The organism is Arthrobacter sp. Hb9-2 (assembly GCF_059091165.1).
Map to the genome: position 1 here is coordinate 58,139 of NZ_JBNHGJ010000021.1, position 15,293 is coordinate 73,431.

The window sequence follows — 15,293 nt, forward strand, 5'->3', positions numbered from 1 at the left end:
ACTAAAAAACTTCTCAGCCTGCAGTTCCGTCCCCCCGGCACGCCTGATGCTCGCTTCAGCGGTGCGAACAGCAGGGCAACAAGACAGGAAAAATCAGCAACGGTGGTGCCCCGGCAAGGGGGCATGCCATACTCGGCGCGTGACGGCGTTGTACTCCTTCAAAGCTGAGCTGTGGCTCTACCCCGGTGAGGCGGGCTGGCATTTTTTGACGCTCCCAACAAACGTCGCGGATGACATCCACGAACAAAGCGCCGGCTCCAGCAAGGCATTCGGATCCGTCAGGGTGACCGCGGAGATTGCCGGGCACTCCTGGCAGACCTCGCTGTTTGCGGACCAGAAAGCCGGTTCCTACCTCTTGCCCGTGAAGAAGGCCATCAGGGACAAAGCCCGGATTAGGGAAGGAGACGAAGTGGCCGTCCAGCTCTCCTTCGAAGAGGTCTGATAGAGCCCCGCCCACATAACCGCGAGGGTGCCGGAGCGCGCCCCACCGTCAGGCACCTCTAGATCTGCTTGAGCGCCTGTTCCAGGTCGCCAATCAGATCGTCCACGTCCTCCAGGCCCACCGAAAGCCGCACCACGCCGTCGCTCAAGCCAATGGCTGCCCGCCCCTCCGGACCCATCGCACGGTGGGTAGTAGTGGCCGGGTGCGTGATGAGGGACTTTGCATCCCCGAGGTTGTTGGAGATGTCGATGATGCGCAAACCATCCAGCAGCGCAAAGGCGGCCTCCTTGCCCGAGCGGCCACCCGTCGTCGCAAGCTCCAGGGTGAGAACCGTGCCGCCGGCGCTCATCTGCTTTGCCGCCAGTTCGTACTGCGGGTGCGACTTCAGGAGCGGGTACTTCACCCAGCTCACCGCGGGCTGCTGCTCCAGCCACTCGGCCAGCCGCAGGGCGGACGCGGATGAATGGTTGACGCGCAGGGCCATGGTCTCAAGGCCCTTGGTGAGCACCCAGGCGTTGAAGGCGGACAACGACGGGCCCGTGTGGCGCATCAGCTGCTTGACCGGCCCCTCGATAAATTCCTTGGTGCCCAGGACGGCGCCACCCAGGACTCGTCCCTGGCCATCGATGTGCTTCGTGCCGGAGTAGACGATGACGTCGGCACCTAGCTGCCCGCAGCGCTGCAGCAGGGGAGTCGCAAAGACATTGTCGACGACGACGGTGGCGCCTGCCGCGTGCGCGAGGTCGCTGACCGCGGCGATGTCGACGATTTCCTGCATCGGGTTGGAAGGCGACTCAAAGAAGACGGCAGTGGTGGGCTGGGACAGGGCGTCGCGCCACTGTTCCAGGTCAGGACCGTCCACGAACACCGTCTCCACACCCCACCGCGGCAGGATCTCGTTCAGGATCACAAAGCAGGAGCCAAACAGCGAGCGGGCGGCCACAACGCGGTCGCCGGCAGCCAGCAGCGCACCCAGGGCGGTAAACACGGCAGACATGCCGGACGCCGTCGCAAAGCACGCCTCGGTTCCCTCAAGGAGGCGGAGGCGTTCCTGGAACGTGGCCACCGAGGGGTTGCCGTAGCGGGAGTACACAAAGCGCTCATCCTCGCCCGTGAAGGCGCGCTCGGCAGCGGCGGCGGATTCGTACACGAACCCGGAGTTCAGGAATACAGCCTCGCTGGTTTCCTGGAAGTTGGTGCGGTCCAGTCCGCCGCGCACGGCCTGGGTGTCGGGGCTCCAGCCGGCAGCGTCTTCGTTGAAGGTCACTTAGTTCTTTCCAAGGTTGGTGGGCAGTCCCCGGTTCTTCCATCCGTTGACAGTGCGTTCGCCGTAACGGTCCGGCTCGCCTTCAAAGCCCTCCAGCACGTTGTAGGAGGTGAAACCGGCCTGGGTGGCGGCAATGGCGGCCGCGATGGAACGCTGCCCGGAGCGGCACAGGAATACCAGTTCGGTAGACGGATCCTCGGGCGCCTGCTGGGCCAGGGAGCTAATGAAATCAGGGTTGGGAATGCCGCCCGGGAACGTCCACTGGATGAACAGCGGATCGTTGTCGGTGGCCTTGGTGTCAGGGATGCCGATGTGGGCCCATTCGCCCTCAGTGCGGACATCCACCAGGATGGCTCCCTGCTCCAGCTTTTCCCACGCCTCCTGGGGCGTCAAGTCTCCGGCGTAGCTCATGCGTGGCCCTCACCGTCGAACTCGAGGTCTTCGCCTGCGGATTCGAGGTTATCCACTGCGGTGGCGACGGCGGCATCAGCCGAAGCGATGGCCGCCGGCAGGACCAGGGCCTGGGCAACGATGACGCTGCTGCCGTTGAACGTTGCCGCCGGGCTGCCGTGCAGCACGTAGCCCTCGGCCAAGGCGGTGGAAATCCGTTCACAGAAAGACCTGTCATCCGGGCCGGTGACAAGCCGGTACGACAGTCTCTCTTCAGGGGCAGGTGCGTCGGACACGACGGATCTCCTTCTCTCACGCTTGCAACTCGAATCGGTCGATATGCCGAGTATTCACCTGAGGCACCCCGCCGCGAAAGGAGGGTTGCCGACCGGCCAGTCAGGGCTTGGCGCCGGTACTCATTACTCCCCAGAAACGTAACACTTGGCGCGCAGGGGCGCACCGCCGCCGTCGTCATGTTCCGTAACTGAACGGGGCGCGGTGCAGCAGGCGGCGATTTCCGCGACACCGGAGGAACCGACGGCGGCGGCATCACCGCAGGTGGGCGCCCTTTTCCGGCCTTTTGCGGACGCCCCGCCAGATAAAGTTTCATACGGGGCAGTCCCCATCATCAGAACCAGCACCGGGGGTCCACATCAGCACGCTAACTGCCGCGCCACAGCACCCTGCCGGCCCTTACCGGGTACGCCGGCTGCGCGTAGTTGGGGCGCTCCTTGCCACACTGCTGATTGCCCTCGTGGCAGTGGTGTTGCCCGCAGGGTCAGCCCAGGCCGCGCGGAGTTTTCCTGAAGAGGGAAAGCCGCTGCTGGGCGCCGTCCTTGAATGGGGTGAGGACTCCGCCGCCGGTTTCGCCGACCGGCTGGGTGCTTCGCCGGCTATTTTTGGCCACGACATAGCGTTTCCCTACCGCTCATCAGAGCAAAACGACATCGAGGGATTCCTGGAACAGTCCTCCCTGCAGGGTGCCCACGCGATGCTCACAGTGAAGCCCACGATGCCGCTGGACCAGATCGACGCCGCGGCTGCGAGGCCCTTCGCCGAAAGGGTGCTGGAGCTTGCGTCCAGTTTCAAAGGACAGCTGCTTGTCCGGTTCGCCCCGGACATGAACGCAAGCTGGGTTGAGTGGGGCCAGCAGCCGGCTGCCTACCGGGGGGCATTCAAGGCTGTGACAGCGGCGTTCCGGGAGGTCGACGGCGGTGGGGGCGTTGTGATGGTCTGGGAACCGTACCTGGGCACGGATTATCCGTTCGACCGGAACCGGAACGCGCCCGCACAGGGAAGTGATGGGTTCGCGCTGCTTGATACCAACGGCGACGGCGCCTGGAACGGCTCGGACGCAGCTTACGAACCCTACTATCCCGGGGACGATGCGGTGGATTGGGTTGGCCTGACCGCCTTCCACGACGACACCGCCGGTGGTGCTGCCGTCAACACAGTTCCCCGCGCCGGCCAACTGCGGGAAATGCTCACGGCCTCCGGCGGTGAAAACTTCTACGCCAGCTATGCAGAGGGAAGGGACAAGCCGTTCCTCCTGCACACCTCCGCGTTCTACAGCCCGGCCTCCGGCGGCGCATCCGAAGCGGCCATCAAGGCCGCTTGGTGGGACCAGGTGGTGGGGACGGCCACCGCTGCCGGGTTCCGCATGACAGGCGCGGTGGTGTGGGACGAGCGGACCAGTACGCGGGACACCGGAGTGGCAAGCATCGACTGGCGGCTCACCGGAAACCCGGGCATCGCCAACGCCGCCCTGGGCACATTGGAAGCGTCCCCCATCGTCGCAGGCCCGGTCACCGAGGTCAGCTCCGGCAGCACGTACGTCCGGGCAAACACCCTTACGGGGGCCGCTGCCTGGACCGTGGGCGCGGCGCTCCTCATCCTCCTGGTTGCCCTGTGGCAGATTCCCCGCCGGGTCAATGCCGCTACGGCGTGGGGATATTCAGACCCGTCCAGCAGGGATGCGCGCGTGGATATGCTGCGCGGCCTGGCCATTGTCTTTGTTGTGGTCAACCACTTGGGCCTGACCTCGCTGTTCCAGCTGCTCACCCAGGAGGCGGTGGGCTTTGTTTCGGGTGCCGAGCTGTTCGTCCTCTTCTCCGGACTGGTGGTCGGCATGGTGTACGGGCCCAGGGCCAAGGATGACTTCGGAACGGTGGTTGAACTAACCTCCCGGCGGGCCGGCAAGCTTTACCTGACGGCACTGATAGTCCTCATTGGCGTCTTCCTGGTCTCATTGCTGCCGATCTTCCGGACTGACCCCCTCACCACCTTTGTGGACCAGGGAACGGGCGGGGCAGGGCACGACGGCGCCGGCCGTACCTATGACCTTTATGCCGGCATGGAATCCCTGTTCCAGTTCCCGGTGCCGCCGCAGGTGCTCCCTGCCATCCTGCTGCTGCAGTTCGGACCCTGGCAGTTCAACGTGATGGGCCTTTACGTGGTGCTGCTCCTTGCCAGCCCGCTGATCCTGGCTGCGCTCAACCGCGGCAAGGCAATCTGGGTGCTGGCCGGAACCCTTGCGGTCTACGCCGTGGGAGCTGCCACGAGGATCCGGCTCCTGCCCTCCCAGTTCGAGGACTCGTTCCCGCTGCTCGTGTGGCAGGTGCTGTTCGTGATCGGACTCGTCGCCGGCTACCATCGGCGCAGCATCGTCGCCTGGTTGGCGGGACAGACCTGGCTGGTGGCCGCGTGCACCGCCGTCGCACTCCTGTTCGCGTTTCTCTCGTGGGGCAACCCCTACCTGGCGAACGGCTTCGATGTCCGCCTCGCCATCATCCCGGACGCCGTGTACCGGAGCATGTACGACTTATTCTTTGGCCGCACGTATCTGGCGCCGGGCCGGCTTCTTAACGTCCTGGTCCTGGTGGTGGCGGCCTACGCCTTCCTCACCGCATACTGGCAACCCGTGCAGCGCGCACTCGGCTGGTTCCTGATTCCGCTGGGCCGCGCCACCCTCTATGTGTTCATCATGCACGTGGTGCTGATTGCCGTGGTGGCCAATATTCCAGCACTGCAGCAGGAGAACGTGCTGCTCAATACCGCCGCATATGCCGTAGTGCTGGGGCTCCTGTGGGTCATGGTCCGGACCAGGTTCCTCTTCCGGATTATTCCCACATAGCGCATTCGCAGGAGCTGCCTGTACCATCCGGGAAGCGTTTACTTCGCGGAAATGTGAACGCTACAACACTGACATTGTCACAGCATTTGACGAAACATTTCCCCCATACGATCACCGCGTAACAGTCCGGTGAAAGGGAAAAAATGACAGATGCGACTCGCAGGAACTTCCTCCGCTACGTGGGCATGGTGGGAGGAGCCGGGGTGATGTACGAGACCATGGCCGCGATGGGCCTGGCTCCCGATACGGCCGCTCCTGCCTATGCTGCGCCCCGGGCCAATGACCTGCAGGGCAAGGGGAAGAGTGTCGTCATCCTGGGCGGCGGCATCGCCGGCCTGACGACCGCTTATGAGTTGGGCAAGGCGGGCTACAAAGTCACCATCCTTGAGGCCCGGATGCGGCCGGGCGGACGCAATTGGACGGTGCGTGGGGGAACCGAGGAAACGGACCTCCTCGGAGTTACCCAGCGGGCGACGTTCTCCAAGGACCAGTACATGAATGCCGGCCCCGGCCGCATTCCCCAGCACCACATCACCCTGGACTACTGCAAGGAACTGGGGGTGGCGATCGAGCCGTTCACCAACCAGAATGCTGACGGATATCTGTTCCGGGAGGGCAACACCAAGCTCTCCAACACCCCTGTCCGCCACCGCGCAGCCAAAGCCGATGTCTACGGTTACGTCTCCGAACTCCTCGCCAAAGCCACAGACCAGGGTGCCCTGGACAGCTACATGAGCGCAGCGGATAAGGAGAACCTGATCTCCTTCCTGCGGAATTTCGGCGCCATCGGCGGCAAGGTTCCCGGCAATGCGGCGGCAAGCTTCAAGTACACCGGCACGGGCCGCAAGGGCTACTCCGTGGCCCCGGGCGCCGGGCTGGAAGCGGGAACACCCCTGGCGCCGGATGCCCTTTCGGATGTTTTTGCCAGCGGCGTCGGCAACTATTTCTCCTTCGAATTCGGCTGGGACCAGGCCATGATGATGTTCCAGCCCGTGGGCGGCATGGACCGCATCCCGTACGCGTTCGAAGCCGCCATTGGCAAGGACAAGTTCATTTACGGGGCCCAGGTCCTGTCCATGAACAACACCGCCGCCGGGGTAGCGGTGGAGTACACCAACCCGGGCGGCCAGGCCAAGAAGATCGAAGCGGACTTTGCCGTCTGCACCCTGCCGCCGCACATCGCCGCCAAGGTTCCGGGCAACCTCCCCACAGACGTGCTCGATGCCCTGAAATTCGCAAGCCCCACCGACGCCGGCAAGATCGGCATCGAATACTCGCGCCGCTGGTGGGAGGAAGACCACCGCATTTACGGCGGCATCACCAATACCAATATCGATCTCGGCAACATGTGGTACCCGTCCACCGGCTTCCACGGGCAGCGCGGCACCATGGTGGGGTACTACAACACCGGCGCCAGCGCCCGCGTGTACAAGGAACTCAGCCCGGAGAAGCGCCTGAGCCGCGCCCTGGACCAGGGTGCCAGGATCCACGGCGACGTTTACCGCAAGGATGTCGCGGCGTCGTTCTCCGTTGACTGGGGGAACACGGCCTTTTCCGAAGGCGCCTGGGTGGGCTGGGCGTCGCAGACGGACGCCAAATACGCCAAGCTGCTGGAACCGTCCGGCAACATCTACTTCGCCGGCGACCACCTGAGCCATGCCATCGCCTGGCAGCACGGCGCCATCACCTCCGCCAGGGCCGCCGTCACCGCCCTGCACACCCGGGCGGCAGCAATGGTGGCCGGATGAAGCCCCTCCCTGCTCCCGCCATAACTCAAGCCAAACACCGAAAGAAGCCCATGCTCCGTCGCAAACTTTCCCTCATCGCCGCCGGTATCGCCGGAATCAGCCTCACCGCTACCGCAGCCTTCGCCGCACCAGCGGTCTTCAAGGACCTCACCGATCCCAAGCCCGGAACTACGGTTTCCAGCCTTCCCGCCGGACAGGACAATCCGATGATTGCCAGCGGCGTGGCAATTGGTGCGAACACTCCCATTTACAAGACCAGCGGCTTGGGGCCGTCCGCGCTTAACACCGCGGCCCCCGCCGGCAGTGAGCAGCGCTACGTGGACACCGCAGTCTTCCCCGGCGGGGTCCTCCCGCCCGGTGTCACCATCACCGAGGCCCAGGGAATCAACGCCCTCCGCAGGATTGGCGAAAACCTTGCCCAGGCTGGATTGGATTACGACGACGTCATCACCATGCGCGTCTTCCTCCAGAACCCCGCCGGTGCAGAAAAAGCCGACTTCGACGGCTGGAACCGTGCGTACCGGCAGTACTTCGCCAACACCAGCCTGTCCGACGGTTCCGCGTTCAAGGTTCCGCTGGGCTCGGCTGCTCCCGCCGAACCCTTCGTCGTCAATGCTGCCCGGCCCTCAAGGTTTGCCCTCGAGATCGAGAACCTGCCCGTGAACGGGTGGCTCGTCGAGGTGGAAGTAGACGCCGCCTACCCGGCTCCAGGAGGTAAATAGGGAAAAGGCGTGGACCGCGGCCCTGACGGGCTGCGGTCCACGCCTTTTTCGTGTTCGCGGCTTCCTAAACGAGCCCGGGGTAGCTCGCCAGGATATAGTCTGCGGCGGCCGGGCCCTTCATCCTCAGGCCGTTGCAGCCGGGAGTGAGGCGATGCTTCATGGCGTCCCAGAAGGCGGACTCCCGGCCCGGCGCCTGCTTATTGATGAAGCACCAGCTGGTGTACAGGCCGTAAAGGCGGTCATCGTCGAGGCTGTGGTCGTCGGCCCGGTCAAACTGGGTGGCTTCCTGGAGGAAAATATCGAACTGCGAATGTGCCATGACGGCGTCCCTTCGCTACGTGCGTGGTTGCCGCCGTTCGGCTACAGCAGCGTTAACATCCGAGCCTGCACAAGGCCGTGGTGTTTTGATCGATTCCTGGGGGAAACGACGGTTCAAGGCGGCGTCAACACCTCATCTACAATGTAGACTTTAGCCGTAGACTGCAAATACGGCAAGCGTCTGGAGTTACTTCCGGGCAGCGCTTGCTGCCGGCTCCAGAATGGAAAACTCATGTCCTCGCCCAAGAGCTCAGGCACGAAAGGCCGCGACCGCAAAGAGAAGCTGAGCCGTGATCTGGTGCTCACTAAAGCTTTGGAAGTCGTGGACGCGGAGGGCTTGGAGGCCCTTACCATGCGGCGCCTGGGGCAGGAGCTGGAGCGAGACCCCATGAGCCTGTACCGCTATGCGGAGAACCGGGCGGCGCTTCTGGATGGCGTCTCGGAGCTGGTGCTCAATGAGCTGCCCATCCACCCCGAGGACCCCGACTGGAAGGCCCAGCTCCGGCTCATCGCGCACAATTTGCGGCGGCTCGCGCTCCAGCACCCCAATGTTGTACCGCTGCTGGTGACCAGGCCGCTTTCCACGCCACTGGGGCTACGGCCCCTGGGCACACTGCGCCCGCTGGAGCAGATCCTCTCCTTGCTCATTGGCGCTGGCTTCAGCCCAGCCGACGCCCTCCACGTCTACCGCGCCTACTACGGGTTCCTCTATGGCCACCTTTTGAATGAGCTGCAGGAATTCGTTGTGGACCCGGAAGAGAACGAAGTGCTGCTCCGGCTGGGACTGCACCGGCTGCCATCAAAAGAGTTTCCCCGGCTCCGTGCACTGGCCCCGGCGCTCGCTGACTATGACGGCGAGCGAGAACTGGACCAAGGCATAACCATCCTGCTGTCGGGCCTCGAAGCGCAGCTGACCCTCGAACCTCACGCTTCTTCCGCCTAACTGGCGGGAGTGCCGCGGGCAGCTCCTCGAAGGAAGCCCGCCGGCGGTCAGCAGTGCGGGTGTTCCAGACGTCCGGCCAGTTCACCTTGAAGCGGCGGCCGGTCATCGCCTGTGCTGACAACCTGATGTAGTGGGCTTTCTCGCCCGGCTGCCAGGGTTCCAGGCCAAGGCCGTCCACGGCATCCTTGTCCGCCTGGTCCTCGATGACTTCAGTGTCCTTGACCGGGAAGATCCCCGGATGGCCGTCCACCACCAGGCCAAGGCGGCCCAGGGTGTCCTGCTATTCGATGCCCGCGAACAGCTCGTTCAGCTCCGCGGTGAGCTCCTTCTGCACCGAGGGCATGCCCACCTCGTTGCCGTCAATGCGGTTCACCGGCGCAAGCATGCGCACGCTCGAAATCAGCCAGACCGCATCGGCGTCCAGCAGGTCCTGGGGCTCCAGCGGGCCGTACCCCAGTTCCCAGCCGGCCGCTTTGGCCGCAGCGAACAACGCACCTTGAGAGGTGCCGGCCAGGATGCCGCTGTCCAGCTGCGGCGTGATCAGGCGCTTGACGGAGGCACCGTCGTCGGACGTTTCCACGTGCGCCATCAGCACGGTGGACGTGGGGCCCTCCAGGACCCGGCCGTCGGAGGAGATGAAGATGACGTCGTCCGCGCCCTGCTTGTGGGCGTGGCGCAGGGCTGCCATGTTGACAGCGTAGGAGAGCGTTTTCGCGCCGAGCAGCAGCCATGGGGCGCGCTCGGCAACGTCGCTGTCGTAGCCGCGGTCCAGGAGGATGACGTCGATGCCGGCCTCGCGCTGGCGGCGCCCGGCCGCCCCGACAGGGGAAACCTGGACCCAGGAGGTGGGGGCCGAGGCGCCCTCCACACCACGGGTCACCACGAGCTTGACCACTAGTTCGTTATCGGCCCCGGAGGCGGGCGGATGCTGGGCGAGGTGTTCGGACACGGCGGTGGCGACTGCACGGCGCCACTCCGCCTCGCCGGGAATGGCGAGGTCCAGCGCCACCGCGGAACCCGCCAGGCGGTCCAGGTGGGCCTGGATCTTCCGTACGCTGCCGTCCACTGCGAGCATCGTCTCGAAGATCCCGTCGCCCCGGGTGGCGCCCTGGTCCGTCACCAGCAGCTGGGGCTTGGTCGCGTCGGCCAGCCGGCCGTCCGGGAAGGAGGGGTCGAGGAATACGAGAACCACGGAAGCTGGAGAGGTCATGGCTCCAGCTTAGTGCGGCGTCCCGCGGATAAGCTGGGCAGAGTGCCCCGGCTGGAAACCGTCCGCCGGCAGCCCGTCTCCCGGGGGTTATTCGCGTGTTGTGGCCATTTTCGCTTGCCGGTTCCGCTCCGACGTGGATCGTGGTGCTGCTGGGTGTCGCCGATCTGGTGATCAGGGTGCTGGCCGTGGGCATCATCCCCGGCAACCGGCGGCCCACGACGGCGATGGCCTGGTTGTTGGGCATATTCTTTGTCCCGTTTGTGGGCCTCATCCTTTTCCTGCTGTTCGGCAACTTCCAGCTTTCGAAGCGGCGCCGGGATCAGCAGCAGCTGGTCAACGAGAGGGTACGCGCCGGGATCTCGTCCCTGGCGGACGTGGAAAGCGACTACCCGGGCCCGGAATGGGTAACGTCGGCCGCGGAATTGAACCGGAGGCTGGGTTCGCTCCCCATGGTGGATGGCAACTCCGTGGACCTCATCCCGGGCTATCCGGACTCCATCCTGCAGATGACGGAGGCGGTGCGGAAGGCGAAGCAGTTCGTTAATGCCGAGTTCTACATCATGAGCACGGACCACATCACTGATGACCTGTTGACCGCCCTGGAGGAAGCGGCCGAGCGCGGAGTGGAAGTCCGGGTGTTGTTCGACCACATCGGCACCCTGCGGGTCAAGGGTTACAAAGACCTGTTGAAGCGGCTCAGGGCCGGCAAGATCCAGTGGAAGCGGATGCTCCCGCTCCTGCCCATTCACGGCCAGTGGCGCCGACCCGACCTGCGGAACCACCGCAAGATCATGGTGATCGACGGCGAAATCGCTTTCACCGGCTCCCAGAACCTGATCGAGCCCTCCTACAACAACCCGCGGCACCGCAAGGCCGGCCGGGAGTGGGTGGAGCTGATGGCCCGCCTCCATGGGCCGATCGTCACCACCCTGAACGTCGTCTTCGCCACCGACTGGCTGAGCGAAACCGACGAGTCCCTGGAACACCAGCTGCAGCTCCCGTCCAACCCGCATCCCGGGAACGTCACCGCGCAGGTGGTGCCGAGCGGCCCCGGGTTCATCACCGAAAACAACCTGCGGCTCTTCAACACCCTCATCTACTCCGCGCAGCACCGGATCTCCATCTGCAGCCCGTACTTCGTCCCGGACGATTCGCTGCTCTATGCCATCACGACCGCGGCTCAGCGCGGAGTGGACGTGGAGTTGTTCGTCTCCGAAAAGGGAGACCAGTTCCTGGTCCATCACGCCCAGCGTTCCTACTACGAGGCGCTGCTGGAGGCGGGCGTCCGGATCTACCTGTACAAAGCCCCGTTTGTGCTCCACGCCAAGCACTTCACCATCGACGACGAAGTGGCGGTCCTCGGCTCCAGCAACATGGACATGCGCTCCTTCTCGCTGAACCTGGAGGTGTCCGTGATGCTGCTGGGAGCCGACATCGTCACCAAGATGCGCGCTGTGGAAGACACGTACCGGGACATTTCGCACGAGCTCAAGCTGTCCGACTGGCTTAACCGCCCGCTGGCGGCTCGCTATGTGGACAACGTGGCCAGGCTGACGGCGACCGTTCAGTAAGCCACCCAGGATGCTTAATCCTCCGGGAACTCGGCACCCAGCGTTGACAGGACCCCGAAGGCCTTGGTCCGGATCTCCTCGTACTCCTCGCCGGCGTTGGAATCGGCAGTGATGGCGCCGCCGACGCCGAGGGTCAGTTCCGCGGTTCCATCACTGGCGTCGCGGATCACCAGAGTCCGGATGGCGACGGCGAGGTCCGTCGCCCCGTTCAGTGAGAAGTACCCGACGGCGCCGGAGTACATGCCGCGTCCTTCGCCTTCCAGCCGATCCAGGATGGCCATAGTGCTGATTTTGGGCGCGCCGGTCATGGAGCCGGCCGGGAAGCAAGCTGCCACCGCCTCTGCCCGCGACGACCCACGCCGCAGCTGGGCGTCGATGGTGCTGACCATCTGGTGGACGGTGGCGTAGCTTTCGATGGCACAAAGCCTGCTCACGGTAACGGAGCCGGGGACCGCGAAATGGCTGAGGTCGTTCCGCAGCAAGTCAACGATCATGATGTTCTCGGCGCGGTCCTTGAGGGACGTTTCGAGCTCTGAGCGCAGCCGGGCGTCTTCCGCCGGATCAGAGGCACGGCGGCGGGTGCCCTTGATCGGCTCGGCCCGCATGCCGCCGTCGGACGCTATCTTCAGGAACCGCTCTGGCGAGGTGCTGGCAAGCGTGAGGCCCCCGAACCGGAGGTAGCTGGCAAAGGGTGCGGGGTTCCTGCGCCGCAGGGCAAGGTACGTCTGCCACGGGTCCAGCTCTGCGGCCGGAACCTTGGCCGAGAGTGTGGTGGTCAGGCACACTTCGTAGCTGTTTCCTTCGGCGATTTCGTGCTGCGCGGCGGCGATTTTTGCCTTGTATTCGGCGCCGGTATCCCGGCTGCTGAACGCTGGCGGATTTGAAAGTACGACGCCGCTGCTGCCGCCGGCGTTGGGGGTCCCCTCGGCATCTGGAGTAAGTGCGGAGGCAGTTTGGACGGCGGCCCGCGCGTCCCTGAACCACTCGTCCGCATCCGGAACGTCCAAGGCCAGGAGCCAGGCGGTACCTGCGGCGTGGTCCAGGACCACTGCCCTGCCAGCGAAGATCAGGGCGGCGTCCGGGCTGGGTGCTGCACGATCGGATCCGCCGGTTTCCCGCTTGAGTTCATAGCCCAGGCAGCCCACCCAGCCCAGCGCGAATTCCCCGGGGTAGCTGTCGGGAGTCTGGACCGTTGCGCCTCCCCACACGGTGTCCAGCCAGCGGAAGAAGGGCCCTTCAATGGTGGCGCTGGCGCAGCCCGCGCGGATCAAGCTGCTGCCGGAATGGTGCGTCACGTACTGGCCGGACAACCCGCCGTCGTCCGCCATGATGCTGTAGCGGCTACGCTCCGCAGCTGAGTGCCCGGATCCGTGGGGCGGTGTCCCGGCCGCGCCCGTGTTGGAGGAGTCTAGCCAGACTGCGTTGGGTGAGCTGCCGTAGAGGGCGCTGAACAGTGCGGCGGCTTCCGGTCGCAGGTTGAGGCATTCGGCGCGGAGGCTCAGGTCGCGGCGGGCCGACAGCTCGGGGGAGAGGGCGGTGGCCAGCGCGGGAAGGTAGGGAAGGAGCCGGAGTACGTCGGCGGGGGCGGTACCGTCTGCGCGGTTCAGGACGTGTACGTCAGCGTGGCCGGGAACGTCGTCGCCGCGCAGCCACTGCTCTTCCTGTGCTGCCCATTGGTCCCAGAACGGTTCGTACGTACCGCCATCACGGTCCAGTGCCCGGGTCCGGCGTACGTCCTCGGGCGAGTCAGCCCAAATGACGGCACTGAGGAAGGGGCGCGCAGCGGCGGCAGCGGAACCGACACCTTCAACGATGATGATCTCGGCGGGCAGCGTGACGCGGACGTCGCCGTCGTAGTGTTTCTCCCAGTCCCAGCTAACCCAGGCAGCCGCCTCGCCCCGGCTCAAGGGTGCCAGCACGGTGGAGACGTAGCGGTCCACGCCGGTTGTCAGCCCGTTCCAGCCCGGGTAGATGTCCTCGAGGTGGAACAGCGAGACCTTGTGGTGCGCCCGCAGCCGTGCAGCCAGTTCAACGGCGAGCGTTGTCTTTCCTGCGCCTGAGCGCCCGTCGACGGCGATGATGACGGGGGCAGGGCTCATGGATTAGAGCGTACCTTTATCCCCGCAGGGCTTTCATCAGTGCTGTAGCTGGGCGCCTTGGAGGACAGCGCCTTTGAGATAACCCACCAGCCCGGGCAGGGCGGCGTGGATCTGGTGCCAGACGGCGTCGAAATCTGCGTGCCCGCCGTACCAGGGGTCCTCGATGCCCTGGTCCAGCAGGTCTTTTTCTGCCAGCCGGGGATCAAAGCTCCGGAGCATACGGATCTTGTTCCGGGACTCATCGTCCGGCGCGGACTCGCTCAGCCATGCGTAGTGGTCGATGTCCAGTGCCAGGATCAGGTCCCGTTTACGGAACCATGCCGGTTGCCACTGCCGGGCGACGTGCTTGTCCGAGATGAGCTGCGTGGCATCCAAACGCCGTGCGGCCCGGGGGTCTATCGGGCGGCCTGCCTCATACCCCGTGGTGCCTGCGGAATCCACGGTTACCAGGCTGTCCAGCCCCTCGCGTTCCAGCGCCGCGGCGAGCATCAGCTCGGCCATGGGGGACCGGCAGATGTTCCCGGTGCAGACGGCGATAACTCGGTATGGGCTCGACGGTGAGTTCATTTACTAAGCATGCGTGCTAATAGCCCGGTTGGCTAGCGGCAGGTTCATAAAGGTTGACTACGTTGTAAAGAAGCTGTGCTCTGCGGTCACATGACGCGACGGGAGCACTTGCAACGCCTAAGACGGGTCAGTGGAGGAAAGCCAGCAGGATGCCCACGGCGACAAAGAGCACGCCAAACGACCGGTTCAGGACCAGTTGTCCTCGGGGGCTATGGGTAAAGCGCTCGAAGGACTTGGCTGCGGCCGCAAAGAAGAACCACATCACCAGGATGTCGATGGCGACGACTGTTGCCGCCAGTACTGCGTATTGGGCCAGGAGGGGCTGGTCCGGCCGGATGAACTGGGGCATAAACGCGAGGAAGAAGACGATTGCCTTCGGGTTCAACAAGTTCACCCAAAGGCCCCGCCGGAAGATGGACCAGGCTGGCTCGTTCTTCAAGCCCGCAGTCTTTTCGTGTTCAAGGTCCGGCTTGCTAAGGAACTGCCTGATGCCCAGGTAGACAAGATATGCGGCTCCGGCGTAGCGGATGACGTTGAAGGCCACCGGCGAACCTGCCACCAGTACGCCCACACCCAGTGCCACAATCACGATGTGCACCACCAGCGCCAATTGCTGCCCCAGAATGCCCCAGATGGAGCGGCGGAAACCGGCGGTCAGGGAGTTGCTCATGGTGTTGATGGCTCCGGCGCCAGGGGTGAAGCTGATGAGGGCACCGGCGCCCGCCAGGGCGAGCCAAAGGGAGAATTGCACCCGCCAAGTTTAGTGGCAGTTCGGGGCAGGTACTCACTTGCTCACCTGCTTTTTGGGCTGCAGCTGCTCAGCGTGGAATACGACCACTGCAGCATTGTCCTTGGCAGGTTGCTGAGACCCATCAGCACCAGG

14 protein-coding genes and 1 riboswitch are annotated in these 15,293 nt (G+C 64.7%); of the genes, 6 read left to right on the forward strand and 8 right to left on the reverse strand.

Annotated features, from left to right (window positions below; all coding sequences use genetic code 11):
* The first annotated feature begins 139 nt into the window (after window positions 1–139).
* Window positions 140–442 (forward strand): DUF1905 domain-containing protein, encoded by a 303-nt coding sequence (locus AC5RV1_RS13025; RefSeq protein ID WP_493994846.1) that lies wholly within the window; start codon window positions 140–142, stop codon window positions 440–442.
* Window positions 443–500: 58 nt separating this feature from the next.
* Here AC5RV1_RS13025 and AC5RV1_RS13030 read toward each other — a convergent pair whose 3' ends face one another.
* From AC5RV1_RS13030 to AC5RV1_RS13040, 3 genes are read right to left on the reverse strand one after another with little or no spacing between them, the layout of a single operon-like run.
* A complete protein-coding gene (locus AC5RV1_RS13030) occupies window positions 501–1,709 on the reverse strand; it encodes an O-succinylhomoserine sulfhydrylase (RefSeq protein ID WP_493948062.1) in 1,209 nt (402 codons plus the stop codon).
* Window positions 1,710–2,120 carry a rhodanese-like domain-containing protein gene (locus AC5RV1_RS13035; protein WP_493948061.1) on the reverse strand — a complete coding sequence of 137 codons (411 nt, stop codon included), beginning with the start codon at window positions 2,118–2,120 and terminating at the stop codon, window positions 1,710–1,712.
* Window positions 2,117–2,395: a DUF1737 domain-containing protein gene (locus AC5RV1_RS13040; protein ID WP_493948060.1), complete on the reverse strand. Its 279-nt coding sequence runs from the start codon at window positions 2,393–2,395 to the stop codon at window positions 2,117–2,119. The genes AC5RV1_RS13035 and AC5RV1_RS13040 overlap by 4 nt, the downstream gene beginning before the upstream one ends.
* 13 nt (window positions 2,396–2,408) lie before the next feature.
* A riboswitch (SAM riboswitch) is annotated at window positions 2,409–2,523 on the reverse strand.
* A gap of 330 nt (window positions 2,524–2,853) precedes the next feature.
* Between AC5RV1_RS13040 and opgC the strand changes: the two genes are divergently transcribed.
* The 3 genes from opgC (at window position 2,854) to AC5RV1_RS13055 (ending at window position 7,702) form a co-directional block, all read left to right on the forward strand.
* Window positions 2,854–5,232: an OpgC domain-containing protein gene (opgC, locus tag AC5RV1_RS13045; protein WP_493994847.1), complete on the forward strand. Its 2,379-nt coding sequence runs from the start codon at window positions 2,854–2,856 to the stop codon at window positions 5,230–5,232.
* Between the two features lie 143 nt (window positions 5,233–5,375).
* A complete protein-coding gene (locus tag AC5RV1_RS13050) occupies window positions 5,376–6,980 on the forward strand; it encodes a flavin monoamine oxidase family protein (protein WP_493994848.1) in 1,605 nt (534 codons plus the stop codon).
* 50 nt (window positions 6,981–7,030) lie between these two features.
* Entirely contained in the window at window positions 7,031–7,702 is a 672-nt protein-coding gene (locus AC5RV1_RS13055) for a Rid family hydrolase (protein WP_493948057.1), read from the forward strand.
* 64 nt (window positions 7,703–7,766) lie between these two features.
* Here AC5RV1_RS13055 and AC5RV1_RS13060 read toward each other — a convergent pair whose 3' ends face one another.
* Window positions 7,767–8,021: a hypothetical protein gene (locus tag AC5RV1_RS13060; RefSeq protein ID WP_493948056.1), complete on the reverse strand. Its 255-nt coding sequence runs from the start codon at window positions 8,019–8,021 to the stop codon at window positions 7,767–7,769.
* A 231-nt stretch (window positions 8,022–8,252) separates the two neighbouring features.
* Between AC5RV1_RS13060 and AC5RV1_RS13065 the strand changes: the two genes are divergently transcribed.
* Window positions 8,253–8,963, forward strand: a complete 711-nt coding sequence (locus AC5RV1_RS13065) for a TetR/AcrR family transcriptional regulator C-terminal domain-containing protein (RefSeq protein ID WP_493994849.1) — start codon at window positions 8,253–8,255, stop codon at window positions 8,961–8,963.
* Between the two features lie 280 nt (window positions 8,964–9,243).
* Here the strand turns inward: AC5RV1_RS13065 and AC5RV1_RS13070 are convergent, their stop codons facing one another.
* Complete coding sequence (locus tag AC5RV1_RS13070) at window positions 9,244–10,173, reverse strand: aminodeoxychorismate lyase (protein WP_493994850.1); 930 nt, start codon at window positions 10,171–10,173, stop codon at window positions 9,244–9,246.
* 98 nt (window positions 10,174–10,271) lie between these two features.
* Here AC5RV1_RS13070 and cls point away from each other — a divergent pair, with 98 nt between their 5' ends.
* The gene (gene cls / locus AC5RV1_RS13075; RefSeq protein ID WP_493994861.1) at window positions 10,272–11,744 is read left to right on the forward strand and encodes a cardiolipin synthase; all 1,473 of its coding nucleotides are present in this window, start codon (window positions 10,272–10,274) and stop codon (window positions 11,742–11,744) included.
* A gap of 14 nt (window positions 11,745–11,758) precedes the next feature.
* On the opposite strand, the gene pabB is transcribed toward cls, so the two are convergent.
* The 3 genes from pabB to AC5RV1_RS13090 all read right to left on the reverse strand — a co-directional run bounded on the left by pabB (window position 11,759) and on the right by AC5RV1_RS13090 (window position 15,161).
* A complete protein-coding gene (pabB, locus tag AC5RV1_RS13080) occupies window positions 11,759–13,843 on the reverse strand; it encodes an aminodeoxychorismate synthase component I (protein ID WP_493994851.1) in 2,085 nt (694 codons plus the stop codon).
* 36 nt (window positions 13,844–13,879) lie between these two features.
* Window positions 13,880–14,410: a low molecular weight protein-tyrosine-phosphatase gene (locus AC5RV1_RS13085; protein WP_493994852.1), complete on the reverse strand. Its 531-nt coding sequence runs from the start codon at window positions 14,408–14,410 to the stop codon at window positions 13,880–13,882.
* A 127-nt stretch (window positions 14,411–14,537) separates the two neighbouring features.
* Window positions 14,538–15,161: a LysE family transporter gene (locus AC5RV1_RS13090; protein WP_493994853.1), complete on the reverse strand. Its 624-nt coding sequence runs from the start codon at window positions 15,159–15,161 to the stop codon at window positions 14,538–14,540.
* Window positions 15,162–15,293: the final 132 nt, after the last annotated feature.

Excerpts from the sequence above, each read along its gene's own strand:
- AC5RV1_RS13035 (WP_493948061.1), bottom strand. The coding sequence starts at position 2,120 with ATGAGCTACGCCGGAGACTTGACGCCCCAGGAGGCGTGGGAAAAGCTG.
- AC5RV1_RS13050 (WP_493994848.1), top strand. The coding sequence starts at position 5,376 with ATGACAGATGCGACTCGCAGGAACTTCCTCCGCTACGTGGGCATGGTG.
- AC5RV1_RS13055 (WP_493948057.1), top strand. The coding sequence starts at position 7,031 with ATGCTCCGTCGCAAACTTTCCCTCATCGCCGCCGGTATCGCCGGAATC.
- AC5RV1_RS13060 (WP_493948056.1), bottom strand. The coding sequence starts at position 8,021 with ATGGCACATTCGCAGTTCGATATTTTCCTCCAGGAAGCCACCCAGTTT.
- AC5RV1_RS13065 (WP_493994849.1), top strand. The coding sequence starts at position 8,253 with ATGTCCTCGCCCAAGAGCTCAGGCACGAAAGGCCGCGACCGCAAAGAG.
- AC5RV1_RS13070 (WP_493994850.1), bottom strand. The coding sequence starts at position 10,173 with ATGACCTCTCCAGCTTCCGTGGTTCTCGTATTCCTCGACCCCTCCTTC.
- pabB (WP_493994851.1), bottom strand. The coding sequence starts at position 13,843 with ATGAGCCCTGCCCCCGTCATCATCGCCGTCGACGGGCGCTCAGGCGCA.
- AC5RV1_RS13085 (WP_493994852.1), bottom strand. The coding sequence starts at position 14,410 with ATGAACTCACCGTCGAGCCCATACCGAGTTATCGCCGTCTGCACCGGG.